Here is a 14,911-nt window from a genome sequence, read left to right as displayed (position 1 = left end):
ACTTCCGCTTCCCGGAAAATGTGCTTCAGAAAATTTGGGGTCGTCGACATGATCAAGCTCAACCGTATCGGAAACAAACTGGGCTTGGCCGGGGCGGTCGGCGTCTTGCTGGCGATCGGCATGGTGGCCAACCAGATGGTCACCGAATCGAGAATCGAGGAAGGCAGCGATCGCGCCGCGCGATCGCAGCAGGTGGCGAATAATGCACTCGCCGCGCATATCGACCTGCGCAAGATTCAGCTTGCCGCCGACGATGTCCGCCTGGCGAGAACTCCCGCTGAAGTCGAGAAGGCCCTTTCCGATCTGCAGCGCCACAAGGCGAGCGCGGCAAAGGAGCTGGAGGCGGCGCTGGCAATAGCCCAGCGGCCGGAAGCCAAGGAACAACTCCAGAAGACCAAGGCGTTGATGGAAGGCTTTGCTGCGGCAGTGGAAGATCTCGCGAAGGCGCAGGCGACGCTGCTGGCGCAGATCGAGAAGCGCTCGGTCATTTCCGAGGAATGGAACAAGTCGGTCGATACCCAGATGAAGTTGCCGGCCATGCAAAAGCTGGACAACCGCCTCGAGATCGAGCGTTTGTTGTTTCAGGCCGATGGCAAGGTGAACGCGCTGCGGGCGAATGCCTGGAAGCTCGGCGCTACCGGCGATGCCAAGCTGGTCACGGAGATGGCCAAGACCGAGGCCTCGCTCAAGGACGTTTTCAACAAGCTGCGTGGCGAAGCCGATGACCGGGATTTGCTGGTCGTGGTCAGCAACCTTTCCTCGATTGTCAAGCGCTTCCTGGCCGCCAATGAGGAGGCCGTCAGGACCGAGCAGTCGAAGAGCGAAATCATCGCCACCCGGACCGTCAAGGCCGCCGCTGACGTCGCCCACCTGATGGAAGCCACCGTCGCCGGCGCGCAAAAGGATGCGAAGGTCTCCAAGGACGAGGTCATGGCCGATACCGAGCGTGCCAACCAGATCAACCTGATCATGGCGATCGTCGTCGTCGTGTCGCTGATCGCCTCGGTGGTGTTTTCCTTCCTCGGCGTCGCACGTCCGATGACGCGCCTGAACGGTGCATTGGGCAAGATGGCCGGCGGCAATCTCGATGTCGAGATTCCCGGCGCCGCCCGCGGCGACGAAATCGGCGACCTCGCCAAGACGGTGACCGTCATCCGCGAGAACGCCGAGCAGAAGGCGCGTGAGGAAGCCGAGGCCAAGATCAAGCAGGACCTGGTCGCGGCGCAGCGGCGCAAGCAGGAAATGATCAAGCTCGCCGATGATTTCGAAGGCGCGGTCGGCAAGATCGTGGAGACGGTGTCGGCGGCTTCGACCGAACTCGAAACCTCCGCGGGCACGCTGACGGCGACCGCTGAACGCGCCCAGGAGCTGACCACGATGGTGGCCGCGGCTTCCGAGGAAGCCTCAACCAATGTGCAATCGGTGGCCTCCTCCACCGAAGAGATGGCCTCGTCCATCACCGAGATCGGCCGTCAAGTCCAGGAATCGGCGCGGATGGCCAATGAGGCCGTCGATCAGGCCCGCACCACCAATGACCGGGTCAGCGAATTGTCGAAGGCGGCCGCGCGCATCGGCGCGGTGGTCGAACTCATCAACACCATTGCCGAACAGACCAATTTGCTGGCGCTCAACGCCACCATCGAGGCGGCCCGCGCCGGCGACGCCGGCCGCGGTTTTGCCGTCGTGGCGTCCGAGGTGAAGGCGCTGGCGGAACAAACTTCGAAGGCGACCGGCGAGATCGGCCAGCAGATCACCGGCATCCAGGCCGCCACTCAGGAATCGGTCGGGGCGATCCAGGCGATTAGCGCCACGATCGAGAAGCTGTCCGAGATATCCTCGACCATTGCGGCCGCCGTGGAAGAGCAGGGTGCCGCCACCCAGGAAATCTCCCGCAACGTGCAGCAGGCGGCCCGTGGCACCCAGCAGGTCTCCTCCAACATCACCGACGTGCAGCGCGGCGCCGGCGAAACCGGCACGGCCTCGACGCAGGTGCTCTCCTCGGCCCAGTCGCTGTCGCAGGACTCCAACCGCCTCAAGGCCGAAGTCGGCAAGTTCCTCGGCTCGGTGCGCGCGGCGTAATCAGCCGATAGACCGCAAACCAAACAGCCCGCCCCTGAACAAGGGGCGGGTTTTTGATGTTCAGAACCCGCGGCAAAGCCGGCTCCGACGTCGTCAGTTCGCATCCTCCCCCTGAATCCCGCCAAACTTCTTGGCGTCGGCCGCGTGGCGCCCGGCTAACGGAAACTCAGTATATCTACTGAGCAGAAATTAACGGGAAGAAAGCCGCTGACATATACGATTCCGCGAAATGGGGCGGACGACACCCGTCGTCGCGTGGAGATAAGACATGTTTGGAATGATACGTCGGGCCAGGATGACGGTTGGCCGAAAGATCTATGCGCTCATCTGCCTCAGCTTCATCGGGCTCCTGGGCGTGACCTTTCTCGAATCGCGCGAACTGGCATCGAGCCTCGACCAGCAGAAGCAGATCGAGCTGCGGCACCTCGGCGACCTCGCGCTCGGCATCATCAAGGAAGAGCATGCCGCGGCGCAGAAGGGCGGCGTTTCGGACGCCGACGCGCAGAAGCGCGCGATGGCGCGGATCGCCGCGCTCCGCTACGGCAACAACGACTATTTCTGGATCAACGATATGCATCCGAAAATGGTGATGCATCCGATCAGGCCGGAAATGAACGGCAACGACCTGTCGAGCTACAAGGATCCGAACGGCAAACTGTTGTTCGTCGATTTCGTCGATACGGTCAAAAAGAGCGGCTCAGGCTTCGTCCCCTATGAGTGGCCCAAGCCGGGCTTCGACAAGCCGCAGCCGAAATTGTCCTACGTGGTCGGTTTCGCGCCGTGGAACTGGCTCGTCGGCACCGGCGTCTACATCGACGACCTGAAGGCGCAGGCCTGGGCTTCGACCCAGCGGTCCCTGATCGTTTCCGGCGTGATCCTGCTGTTTATGCTCGTGGTGTCGATCTTTGTGGCGCGTAGCGTCACCGGTCCGCTGCAACGGATGACGGTCGCGATGAACGATCTCGCCGGCGGCAACCTTGCCGTCGAGGTGCCCGGCGTCGGACGCGGCGACGAGGTCGGCGAGATGGCCAAGGCAGTCGAGATCTTCAAGAGCAATGCCGTCGCGCGTCAGTCGCTGGAGGCCGAGCAACGCGCGGCCGAGACCCGCGCCGTCGGGAGCCGCAAGGCGGACATGAACAAGATGGCCGACGATTTCGAGACTGCGGTCGGCCGGATCGTCGAGACCGTTTCGTCGGCATCGAGCCAGCTCGAAGTATCCGCGGGCACGCTGACCGCGACCGCGGAGCGCGCGCAGGAACTCACGAGCGCAGTCGCGGCGGCCTCAGAGGAAGCTTCCACCAACGTGCAATCGGTGGCCTCCGCCACCGAGGAGATGGCCTCGTCCGTCACCGAGATCAGCCGTCAGGTGCAGGAATCGGCGCGGATGGCCAATGACGCCGTCGATCAGGCGCGCGTCACCAACGACCGCGTCAGCGAATTGTCGAAGGCGGCAACCCGCATCGGCGATGTCGTCGAACTGATCAATACCATCGCGGGCCAGACCAACCTGCTCGCGCTCAACGCCACCATCGAGGCGGCGCGCGCCGGCGAGGCCGGCCGCGGTTTTGCCGTCGTAGCCTCGGAAGTGAAGGCGCTTGCGGAACAGACCGCGAAAGCGACCGGCGAGATCGGACAACAGATATCAAGCATCCAGGCCGCGACCCAGGAGTCCGTGAACGCGATCCAGGCCATCAGCGGCACGATTGAAAAACTGTCGGAGATTTCGTCGACCATCGCAGCCGCCGTGGAAGAGCAGGGCGCCGCGACGCAGGAGATCTCCCGCAACGTGCAGCAGGCGGCCATGGGTACCCAGCAGGTATCCTCCAATATTGGCGACGTGCAGCGCGGCGCCAGCGAAACCGGATCGGCGTCCTCGCAGGTGCTTGCGGCGGCGCAATCGCTGTCGGGCGACAGCAACCGCCTCAAGCTCGAGGTCGGCAGGTTCCTCGACTCGGTGCGGGCGGCCTGATCGCGCTGACTATTCAGTCCGAAGCCGGCGTCTCAGCCGGCTTTGCGATCGCTGACGACGCGAATCAGAAGCGTGAGCTGTCGCAAGCGGAGCGCTTTTCGGCTGCACGAGGAGCGGTAGACATCCCTAGATCGCAAAATTGCGATTGCGGCATCGGTCGACCAATCGCCCTGGGCGAAACTGATGCCGAATGTGGCGAACGGATTTCCGAAATCGGGAAAAACTGGTAATACACAAAGGCATCGTGAAGGTCTGATGCCAGAAGATCCGATGCCATGTGTTCTGCGTCAATGAAGACGCGCCAGAACTCAAGACGCTTCATCCGATGGCAGGGCGCATCGAGGCACCCATCCGCCATGGTCAAGTTGCGCATATGATCCCTCTCAATCCCGGCTAGCGTTTTTTTCGTTGTTGCGACGATCGCTACCGACGGCTCGGATGACCCGCCGCGTGTCGTTGCTTGATGAACTAGTTGAGTCTGACTTCGTGAAGATCAGCCGGTCTCCGGATATCGATCATTTCCGGAGCATCGAAGGATTGGGTCAGGCAAGCAGCATTCCGCTCGATCACCGGGACTTCGCCGCATCGTTCGCGTCGCTGAGGTTGAAAACCTGCACGGTCTATCTGCAGCGGACATTTCCGCGGATTCTTCAGATCCAATATTCCACGACCGGCGCGATCATCGGTCTGATGATGGACGATGCGGGCTCGCTGATCCTGAACGGTGTGGAGGGCCGCGCGCCGGCGCTCCTGATGGTCAAGGGCAGGGCACAGTGTGAGATCGTGGAGCAGCAGGCCAATCTGGTCGCCCTCGTGAATTTCGATTCCGTCGATGATCGCGGCTGGCCGGGCGAGCTCGACCGCGCTCAGTTGATCGCAACGGAACCCGCCAAGTTGGAGGCGCTTCGCACGACGTTGCGCGATGTTCTGATGCTCGCGTCGCATTCGCCCGATACCCTCGCTCAGCCTGATGTGATCGGGAGTGTTGAAGAATCGATCCTGCAGGCGGTCGATCTGGCGATGGCTGCGGCATCGCCGGCGTCCGAAGGCAAGCGCCTGAGCTTGAGCCACTATCTGGCGCTTGTCCGAAGGTTCGATGAGTTCGTCGCCGCGAACGCCGGCAAGACGCTGTACAGCGCCGACGTGGCACGACAGCTTGGGGTCTCGGTACGGACGCTGCATAACGCCGTGGTTGCGATTCGCGGCATGAGCATGCATCGTTATATGCGGCTGCGGCGGCTGTGGAACGTACGTCAGCAACTGCTGCGGGGAGCGTCGGTGCAATCGATCAAGGCGGTCGCACTCGTGAACGGCTTCTGGCACATGGGCGAGTTCACAGCACTCTATCGCGAGTTGTTTGGCGAAACGCCGCAGCAGACCTTGTCGGCGGCACGTAAGAATACGGACAGTCAGTCGTGATACCGGCGAAACGAGCGGCGATACCGTAGTTCTACGATTTCCCCAAGTCTCTCCGCTTAGCCCCTGATTAACCATCGTATGAAACCTTGGCGGCATGAGTGTCGCTCTGTGGCGAAGCCGCCGCAGGAGCCCTTCGTTCGCAACGAACCGGCTCGTCCGATTATCCGGCCCGGCGCTTTTCAACCGTGATCCCGCTGCGCGGGAAACAACGGCATCGCTGCGATTTCACCGACGCTTTTTTTCAAGGACGCTACTCATGTCCCGTCTCATTCTGAATCTGTCGATCGGTGCCAAGCTCGGCATCGCCTCGGCCCTCGGTGTCCTGCTCGTCGTCGTGATGGTGGTCAGCCAGATGCGGGCCAACGCGGCGATGCGCGACGCGGATGTGCGCAAGTCGGCGCAGCAGACGATCACGCGAGATGGGGTGGACGCGAAGGCGTCGATTCGTGGCATGCAGACCGGCGTCCGTGATCTCCGTCTCGCAAACAGTGCGGCAGATCTGCAGAGGGCCAATGACTATCTGGCGGCGCGGCTCAAATCGGTGAACCGTTTTGCAGACGAGATGCTGCAATTGTCTGGCCCCGGAGAAATCCGCGCACGCACCGAGAAGCTCAAGACCAGGGCAGCAGACTATGCGAAAGCAGCCCAACAGATCGCATCGGTTCGCGGTGAAGCTGTAGCTGCGGCGGGCGGGTCCGACGCCGCCACGCGGACTACCAAACTGAATGAAGAAGCGATCCGGATTGCCCGCGAAGTGACGCTGCCGATTGCGGCCGAACTGGAATCTCTCGCCAACCAGATCGTCGAGTCGGCCAAGCAGGGCGTGGATCAGGAAGCGGCCCGGTCCACTCGGGAAATGGCCGCCGCCGAACGGGAGTCCATGGCAGTCGGTCTCTGCACGATCCTCCTCTTGATCGGCACTTCCGTGTTCTCCTTTTTCACGATCGCCCGTCCGATGCGCGCGCTGAGCGTGTCGATGGAGGAACTCGCGGGCGGCAATTTCGCGGTGGTGCTGCCGGGTCTCGGCCGCAAGGACGAACTCGGCGCGGTCGCCGGCGCCGTCGAGAAATTCAAGGTCGTCTCGGAACAGAAGGCGCGCGACGAGGCCGAAGCCAAGATGAGGCAGGACCAGATCGCGGCGCAGCAGCGCAAGGCCGATATGGTCAGGCTGGCGGATTCCTTTGAGACCGCGGTCGGCGAGATCGTCGAAACGGTGTCGTCGGCCTCGACCGAACTCGAAGCCTCCGCCGGCACGCTGACGTCGACCGCCGAGCGCGCGCAGCAGGTGACGACCATGGTGGCTGCGGCTTCGGAAGAAGCATCCACCAACGTGCAGTCGGTGGCCTCCGCAACCGAGGAGCTGTCTTCTTCGGTCAACGAGATCAGCCGCCAGGTCCAGGAATCGGCGCGGATGGCCGGCGAGGCCGTGGATCAGGCCCGTCACACCAATGACCGCGTCAGCGAATTGTCGAAGGCGGCCGCCCGCATCGGCGATGTGGTCGAACTCATCAACACCATCGCCGGCCAGACCAATCTCCTGGCGCTCAATGCCACCATCGAGGCCGCGCGCGCCGGCGAGGCCGGCCGCGGTTTTGCCGTCGTGGCCTCCGAAGTGAAGGCGCTCGCCGAACAGACCGCAAAGGCCACCGGCGAGATCGGCCAGCAGATTACCAGCATCCAGGGCGCGACCCAGGAGTCGGTGAACGCGATCCAGGCAATCAGCGGGACCATCGAAAGGCTGTCGGAGATCGCATCGACGATAGCAGCGGCGGTGGAGGAGCAGGGCGCGGCGACGCAGGAAATCTCCCGCAACGTGCAGCAGGCCGCCCAGGGCACCCAGCAGGTCTCCTCCAACATCACCGACGTGCAGCGCGGCGCCAGCGAGATCGGCTCTGCGTCGTCGCAGGTGCTCTCGGCGGCGCAGTCGCTGTCGTCAGACTCCAACCGCCTCAAGCTCGAAGTCGGCAAGTTCCTGGATTCCGTGCGGGCGGCGTAAGCCGGTCGGAGCAAGGGAGGGAAGCAGAATTCTCTTCCCTTCTCCCCTTGTGGGAGAAGGTGCCATGCCGAAGGCAAGGCGGATGAGGGGTCTCTATCCGCGGAGACAGACCCCTCACCCGTCTCGAATGAGCGTACGCTCATTCGATCCACCCTCTCCCACAAGGGGAGAGGGAAAGAAGGCACTACCCACCCGCCACTCCAGCACGCCGTCGTGCGCCGTAACAATCGAGCCCACCGAGCCCACCGGCGTGCGATCCATGTTCAGCAAGTGCGCAAGCGTCGCCGTATCACTGGCCGGGATACGCGCCAACGCCCGTTGGTCGGTTTCCGTCCGCAGCATGACCACGCCGTGCTCGACCTCGCCCTTGCCCTCGTAGATCACCGTAAAACTCTCGACCTTGCCCTTGCCGCTGGCCTCGGTGACGAACTCCGGCACCTTGCGGCGATTGCGGTCGGCTTCGGCCTGCACGCTGGTGTCTTGCGCGAGCGCGCCCTTCGGCGCTTCGCGCGACAGCACCAGCCCGTGATGCTTGGTAACGAATCCGCCCTGGCCATAGAGCAGGCCGAGCTTGCCGCGCTTGCGCAAGCTTCGCACCATCGCGACGGCCGCATGTGTCATATAGGTGTTGAGCGGGGCGCCGAAAAAGGTGAGCCCGCCGGTCACCGTCGGCTGCACGTCGGGGCCAAGGCCAAGCGTCCGCCGCGCCATCTTGGGCACGCAGGGGAAACAGCTATACAACTCGATGGCGTCGAACTTTTTGCCGTCGCCCTCGACGAGGTCCATCACGGCCTTCAGCACCGCGTTCTGCGGGTGGCTCTCGAAGAACTGGTCGCGCACGAGATAATCGCGCGGCTCTTCCGCCGACGCGCCGCCGGTCGGATAGATCAGGCGGTCTTCGGGCACGCCGGCCGCGCGCGCCTTTGCCAGCGACGTCAGCAGCACCGCGCCGCCCATGTTCACGGTCGGATTGGCCACCATCAGCTTGGTATAGGGCCAGGCGATCAGGCGGTTTTCCGGCGTCGGCGTGGTGATCTCGTCAGGTGTAAAGCGCTTTTTCAGCCATGAATTTTCATTCCCGGAAGCGACGCGCGCATAGGTCGACCACAGCGCACCGGATTCGGCGAGCGCCTCGCGCGGCGTCTGGCCCCAATGCGCCGAGGTTGCGGATTCATACAGCGGATAGACCGTGATCGGCCGGAACACGCCGAGCTTCACCGCCATCGGCTTCTGGAACGCCGCGCCGCGCTTCGGCTCCTCGACGTCATGGGCGAACGGCGTCCAGGGCAGCGCGATGCCGCCACGCTCGGCTTTGGTTGCGGTCGATTGCGCTTCCGCGCCGCAGACCACGGCCACGCTGCACTCGCCGCGCGCGATGCGCTTTGCTGCTTCATGAATGTAGCGGATCGGGCTCTCGCCGCCGACCGGGCCATAATAGCAATGCGCCGGATTGGCGCCGAGCCGCGCCGCAAGCTGCTTTTCGGGGTCGCGGTAGCGCCAGCTCAGGAAATTGACGACGTCGAGCGACCCGAGCTCGCCGAGCAGTTTCGTCCCGCTGTCCGCTTCCGCGCGCCGCACCGCCTCCTCGAGCAGCGCCAGCGGCTCGAGGCCGGCTGCGATGTCCTTGGGCCGGTCGGCGATCTCGCCGACGCCGACGATGACGGGAATGCGGTCTTCGGGGAGGGAGGTGTTTGGCATCTTTTCTTGTTTCGCTTTCGATTGATTAGTTTGGTGCATCCGTCATTGCCTGCGACAAACGCGAAGCGTTTGCGCAAGGGAGCGTAGCGACGAAGCAATCCATACTTTCTTCTTGGCGAGATGGATTGCTTCGCTTCGCTCGCAATGACGTGGAGAGGCCGTCACTCCTCCATCAGCATATTCATATGCTCCACCGCATCGGCAAAATCCTCCTTGAATTCCTGCACCACGGCGCCGGCTGATTTCACGCTGTCGATCAGGCCGACGCCCTGGCCGACAAAGTACGTCACGAGGTCGCGCGCCTGCACATTGCCGGCGGCGGCGGCGCGGTCGATCGAGTTGAAGGCGTCGCGGCTGATGATGCTTTGCAGCGGCATCGGCAGCGCGCCGGGGCTGTCCGGCCCGCGGTCCCACGCGTCGGTCCATACCGAGCGCAACTGCCGCGCCGGCTTTCCGGTGCGGCCCCTGGAGCGCACCGCGTCGCGCGAGGACGCCGCGATCATCTTTTCGCGGAAGATTTCGGTGGTCTCTGACTCGACGGTGGCGAGCCACACCGAGCCGGTCCAGGCGCCCGCGGCACCCATCGCCATGCACGCCGCCATCTGCCGCCCGGTCATGATGCCGCCGGCGGCCAGCACCGGCACGTCGCGGATCGGCTTGATCGCCTTGATCACCTCGGGCACCAGCACCATGGTCGAGATCTCGCCGCAATGGCCGCCGGCCTCGGTGCCTTGCGCGACGAGAATGTCGACGCCGGCCGCGACCTGGCGCAGCGCATGCTCCTTGGAGCCGACCAGCGCCGCCACCGGAACGTCATGCTTCCTTCCCATGTCGATCATCGCCTTCGGCGGCACGCCGAGCGCGTTCGCAATCAGCTTGATCGGATGGCGGAAGGAGACGTCGAGCACGTCCAGCGCGCGCTGCGCGTCGAACGGCTGCGGCTGGTTGTCGGCGACGTTGGTCGTCGTCAGTTCAACACCATGTTTCTTCAGCAGGTTGCGGGTGAAGTCGCGGTGCTGCGGCGAGATCCGCGCCTCAAGGCTTTTCCAGGTGACGTCCTTTTCGCCCGCGGTCGAAATGTTTTCGGGGATCAGCACGTCGAGCCCGTAGGGCTTGCCGTCGGTGTGATCGTCGATCCATTTCAGTTCCTGCTCGATGGTCTCCGGCGAGTGCGCGGTCGCGCCCAGCACGCCAAATCCGCCGGCGCGGCTGACGGCGGCGACCACATCACGGCAATGGCTGAAAGCGAACAGCGGAAACTCTATACCAAGCATGTCGCAGATCGGCGATTTCATGGTTGTTGCTCCCTGTGGAGGCCGCTGGCCAGTCGCTCATTGTTGGTTTGTGTGTTGATCGAACGCTAGCCTATCCGAGGCCTGAAAGCCAAGCGCGTTGGCGAGGCCTTCAGGATGAGGGGCTTGCAATTCCACCTCGCAAAATATGCAAACCAAGCCCGCCGATTTGCGTCTTGCGCTTTGGCGCTACGAGAGGAATGCTGGCAGACAAATCAAAGAACACTCAGGGAGCCCGTCTTCATGTCCGCCATGCCATCTGCCGCCACTCTACCCACCGAATCCTACGACGTCGTCGTGGTCGGCGCAGGCTTTGCCGGCATGTATATGTTGCACCGGTTGCGCGGGCAGGGGATGACGGCGCGGGTTTTTGAGCAGGGCTCGGGTGTCGGCGGCACCTGGTACTGGAACCGCTATCCCGGCGCGCGCTGCGATGTCGAGAGCATGCAGTACTCCTATTCGTTCTCCGAAGAGCTGCAGCAGGAATGGGACTGGAGCGAGCGCTACGCGCCGCAGCCGGAGATTCTGAAATACGCCAACCATGTCGCCGACCGCTTCAACCTGCGTTCCGACATCCAGTTCAACACCCGTGTCGACAGCGCTGTATTCGACGAGGCGACTTCGCTGTGGTCGGTGACGACATCAGACGGCAAGACAGTCGCCGCGAAATTTGTCGTTCTCGCCACCGGCTGCCTGTCGAACGCCCGGATGCCCGACATCAAGGGCCTCGATCGCTTCAACGGCAAGGTCTATCACACCGGCCACTGGCCGCATGAAGCGGTCGATTTCACCGGCCAGCGCGTCGGCGTCATCGGCACCGGTTCGTCTGCCATCCAATCAGTGCCGGTGATTGCCGAACAGGCGAGCCAGTTGACGGTATTCCAGCGTACCGCAAACTTCTCCATTCCTGCCCGCAACGCCGCGCTCAGCGAGCAGGAGCGAGAGAAGTTTCGCGCCAACTATCCCGAGATCAGGCGATTTGCGCGCGAGGTGGCGAAGAACGGCATCTACACCGAGATGCCTGATCGCGGCGCGCTCGACGACGGCGACAACGAGCGCCGCTCGAAATACGAGGCGCGCTGGAACCGCGGCGGGCTCACCTTCATGTCGGTCTACAACAACCTTGCGCTCGACAAGGCGGCCAACGACACCGCCGCGAATTTCGTCCGCGAAAAAATCGCCGAAATCGTGAAGGACCCGCAGACTGCAAAGCTGCTGCAGCCGAACAATCATCCGATCGGCTCAAAACGCATCTGCATCGACACGGATTATTTCGCGACCTTCAATCGCCCCAACGTGACGCTGGTCGACATCAAGTCCAGCCCGATCGAGGAGATCACGGAGAATGCCGTGCGCGTGGGCGCCAAGGACTACGAGGTCGATGCGCTGGTGCTGGCGACCGGTTTTGACGCTATGACGGGGTCGGTCGCGAAGATCGATATCAGAGGACGTAACGGCCAGACGCTGAACCAGAAATGGTCGGCGGGCCCGCGCACCTATCTCGGCCTGATGAGCGCCGGCTTCCCCAATCTCTTCGTCATCACCGGTCCCGGCAGCCCGTCGGTGCTGTCGAACATGATCGTCTCGATCGAGCAGCATGTCGACTGGATCACCGACTGCATGGCCTATATGCGCGAGCGTGGCCTCGACACCATGGAGGCGGCGCTCGACGCCGAAGACAAATGGGTCGCCCACGTCAACGAGGTCGCCTACACCACGCTCTATCCGCAGGCCAATTCCTGGTACATGGGCGCCAATGTCCCCGGCAAGCCGCGCATCTTCATGCCCTATATCGGCGGCGTCGGGCCCTACCGGCAGATCTGCAACGACGTCGCGGCGAAGGGCTATGAGGGATTTGTGATGGAGCGGGCGGAGCAGCCGCGGAAGGTGGCGGTGTCGTAGATGCCGCCTTCGTAGGGTGGGCAAAGCGACTTGTCCGCCGTAGCTCAACGAGCGAAGGCGGAAGCGTGCCCACCATCTCGCGGCGCGGCGAGAACATGGTGGGCACGGCGCAGATGTCGCCTTTGCCCACCCTTGTCAACCCCGCAGCCGCCTGCCCAAAACTTCCACGAACCGGTCGACATCAGCCTCGTCATTGTAAACGTGCGGCGACACACGCATGCGGCCCAAGCGCGGTGCGACATAGATCCCTTCGCTTGCCAGCCCCTCGACGAGGCCCGCCGGCATTCCACCCTTGAAAGCAAGGCTCAATACATGCGGCGCCCGCAGATGCGGCTCCGGCACGTGGACGCCGATGTCGCGCACGCCCGCCGCGATCCGCTCCGTCAGCATCGTGAGACGTTGCACAATGACCGGCGCCCCCCATTCGACCATCATCTCCATGCCGATCGAGGCCATCTCCATCGAGACGAAATGATCGCGCTCACCCATGTCAAAGCGCCGCGCGTCGGGAACGTAACTGAGATCCGTGAAATAGACCGCGTTCTCGGCGCGCACGTTGCGGCGGCCGGACGCGGTCTGCTCGAGCGGGATACCGCCTTGATGGCGTTTCGCAACATAGAGAAAGGCGCGGCCGTAAGGGCCGAGCAGCCATTTGTAGGTCGGGAAGATCAAAAAATCCGGGTCGAGACGCTTCACGTCGGTCGCCAGCACGCCCGTGCTGTGCGTGGCGTCGACAAGGAAGGCAGCCTCCCGCTGCCGCAGCGCCGCGCCGACCTTGTCGACATCGATCAACCCGCCGTCCGACCAGTGCACCGAGGAGATCGAGGCCAGGCTGACCGGCGGGGCGCCGGATCGCTCGATGCTTTCGAGAACCGCCGATGTCCAGTCGCCGTCGTCAGGTTGCCGAACCGTCTCGACGGTGAACCCTTCCGCCTCGGCCCGCGTCTGCCATTCGAGCACCGGCGAGGAATGATCGTCCTCCAGCACGATCACGCGCATGCCGCGGGTGATCGGCAGCATCTTCGCGGCGGTCGCAACGCCGTAGCTGATCGAGGAAATCAGCGCGATATCCGAAGCCTCGGCATTGATGAGCCGGGCGGCAGCAAGGCGCGCGCGTTCATGCTGCTGGTTGGCGAAGGAGGCCTCGAGCGTCCACGGCGTGCCCTTGCGGAGAACCGCGGCGCGACCGACCTCCAGCGTTCGAAGCGGCAGCGGGCTGTAGGAGGCCGCATTCAGGTAGCAGATCTGGCGCGGTATCTCGAATAAAGCGCGCTGTGAGGGGAGCATTTGGATGGTCTCGTTGTGGTGACCAATCCATTATGGCCGATCTCGACGATGCCAGCCACAGGAGCATTGCTCCGAGTACACCTGCCACGCCGTGCGATCAGGGCAGGGGCGCAGCATGGTGCATTCCTTCCCTGACTTTTGCACGCTATTTGTTTGGTTGCGCTGCTGATACGAAACCTTACATGGATTGCGCCGGCCGCCGCGCGACAGATTGTGCAACCGCGAGACGGCCGAAGAAGCTTGGAGCCGAACCAATGACCGACGCCCCCGTCACCGATCCCGCAGCTTACGTTCCGCCAAAAGTCTGGACCTGGAACAAGGAGAGCGGTGGCCGCTTTGCCAGCATCAATCGCCCGATCGCAGGCCCCACGCATGAGGCCGAACTGCTGGTCGGCCGCCATCCGTTCCAGCTCTATTCGCTGGCAACGCCGAACGGCGTCAAGGTCACCGTCATGTTCGAGGAGCTGTTGGCGGCTGGCCACAGCGGCGCGGAATACGACGCCTGGCTGATCAAGATCGACGGCAACCAGTTCGGCAGCGGCTTTGTCGCTGTCAATCCGAACTCCAAGATTCCGGCGCTGATGGACCGCAGCGGACCGACACCGATCCGGGTGTTCGAGTCCGGCGCGATCCTGATGCATCTCGCTGAAAAGTTCGGCGCGTTCCTGCCGAGCGGTGGCGCGGCGCGGGCGGAATGCCTGTCGTGGCTGTTCTGGCAGATGGGCAGCGCGCCGTTTCTCGGCGGCGGTTTTGGCCATTTCTACGCCTACGCGCCGAGCAAGATCGAATATGCCATCGACCGCTACGCCATGGAGGTGAAGCGCCAGCTCGACGTGCTCGACCGCCGTCTGGCCGACAACGAATATCTCGCAGGCCACGAATACACGATCGCCGACATGGCGACCTGGCCGTGGTACGGCGCGCTGGCGAAGGGCCTGGTCTACGGCGCCGGCGAATTCCTGTCGGTGCACGAATACAAGAACGTGCAGCGCTGGACCGACGCGATCGCAAAACGCCCCGCAGTGAAGCGCGGCCGCATGGTCAACCGCATCTCGGGCGATCCGGCGAGCCAGTTGCACGAGCGGCATGAGGCCAGCGATTTCGATACCAAGACGCAAGACAAGATCGGCGAGCCGGCGAAAGCGTGAGGTGGCTTGCTTACCTCGCCCCGCTTGCGGGGAGAGGTCGGATTTGCGCGAAGCGAAAATCCGGGTGAGGGGGACTCTCCGCGAGTCGAATGCGTGGTGACAGCCTCTCACCCAACCCTCT

The 14,911-nt window shown here is 63.4% G+C and carries 10 protein-coding genes; 6 read left to right on the top strand and 4 right to left on the bottom strand.

Annotated elements, in window-relative coordinates; genetic code table 11:
- Window positions 1–51 precede the first annotated feature (51 nt).
- A complete protein-coding gene (locus tag C7G61_RS27515; protein WP_108519852.1) occupies window positions 52–2,079 on the top strand; it encodes a methyl-accepting chemotaxis protein in 2,028 nt (675 codons plus the stop codon).
- 268 nt (window positions 2,080–2,347) lie between these two features.
- Complete coding sequence (locus C7G61_RS27510; RefSeq protein WP_108519815.1) at window positions 2,348–4,048, top strand: methyl-accepting chemotaxis protein; 1,701 nt, start codon at window positions 2,348–2,350, stop codon at window positions 4,046–4,048.
- A 64-nt stretch (window positions 4,049–4,112) separates the two neighbouring features.
- Here C7G61_RS27510 and C7G61_RS44060 read toward each other — a convergent pair whose 3' ends face one another.
- The gene (locus tag C7G61_RS44060; RefSeq protein ID WP_145963697.1) at window positions 4,113–4,421 is read right to left on the bottom strand and encodes a hypothetical protein; all 309 of its coding nucleotides are present in this window, start codon (window positions 4,419–4,421) and stop codon (window positions 4,113–4,115) included.
- 65 nt (window positions 4,422–4,486) lie between these two features.
- Here C7G61_RS44060 and C7G61_RS27505 point away from each other — a divergent pair, with 65 nt between their 5' ends.
- Together C7G61_RS27505 and C7G61_RS27500 are read left to right on the top strand one after the other, a co-directional pair.
- Window positions 4,487–5,467, top strand: coding sequence for a helix-turn-helix domain-containing protein (locus C7G61_RS27505; RefSeq protein WP_108519814.1), 981 nt, complete (start codon window positions 4,487–4,489; stop codon window positions 5,465–5,467).
- 256 nt (window positions 5,468–5,723) lie between these two features.
- Window positions 5,724–7,463 carry a methyl-accepting chemotaxis protein gene (locus C7G61_RS27500; RefSeq protein WP_108519813.1) on the top strand — a complete coding sequence of 580 codons (1,740 nt, stop codon included), beginning with the start codon at window positions 5,724–5,726 and terminating at the stop codon, window positions 7,461–7,463.
- A 114-nt stretch (window positions 7,464–7,577) separates the two neighbouring features.
- Here C7G61_RS27500 and C7G61_RS27495 read toward each other — a convergent pair whose 3' ends face one another.
- Both C7G61_RS27495 and C7G61_RS27490 read right to left on the bottom strand, forming a co-directional pair.
- A complete protein-coding gene (locus C7G61_RS27495; RefSeq protein ID WP_108519851.1) occupies window positions 7,578–9,161 on the bottom strand; it encodes an acetyl-CoA acetyltransferase in 1,584 nt (527 codons plus the stop codon).
- Between the two features lie 161 nt (window positions 9,162–9,322).
- A complete protein-coding gene (locus tag C7G61_RS27490) occupies window positions 9,323–10,456 on the bottom strand; it encodes a nitronate monooxygenase (protein ID WP_108519812.1) in 1,134 nt (377 codons plus the stop codon).
- A gap of 240 nt (window positions 10,457–10,696) precedes the next feature.
- Here C7G61_RS27490 and C7G61_RS27485 point away from each other — a divergent pair, with 240 nt between their 5' ends.
- Complete coding sequence (locus C7G61_RS27485; RefSeq protein ID WP_108519811.1) at window positions 10,697–12,355, top strand: flavin-containing monooxygenase; 1,659 nt, start codon at window positions 10,697–10,699, stop codon at window positions 12,353–12,355.
- Window positions 12,356–12,490: 135 nt separating this feature from the next.
- Here C7G61_RS27485 and C7G61_RS27480 read toward each other — a convergent pair whose 3' ends face one another.
- Window positions 12,491–13,642, bottom strand: coding sequence for an aminotransferase class V-fold PLP-dependent enzyme (locus C7G61_RS27480; RefSeq protein ID WP_108519810.1), 1,152 nt, complete (start codon window positions 13,640–13,642; stop codon window positions 12,491–12,493).
- 254 nt (window positions 13,643–13,896) lie between these two features.
- Here C7G61_RS27480 and yghU point away from each other — a divergent pair, with 254 nt between their 5' ends.
- On the top strand, window positions 13,897–14,790 hold the full coding sequence (gene yghU, locus C7G61_RS27475; RefSeq protein WP_108519809.1) for a glutathione-dependent disulfide-bond oxidoreductase: 894 nt from the start codon (window positions 13,897–13,899) through the stop codon (window positions 14,788–14,790).
- The last annotated feature ends 121 nt before the right edge of the window (window positions 14,791–14,911 follow it).

The sequence above is a fragment of the Bradyrhizobium algeriense genome (genome assembly GCF_003062295.1).
Taxonomy (GTDB): domain Bacteria; phylum Pseudomonadota; class Alphaproteobacteria; order Rhizobiales; family Xanthobacteraceae; genus Bradyrhizobium; species Bradyrhizobium algeriense.
This window is presented reverse-complemented; position numbering and strand designations above follow the sequence as displayed.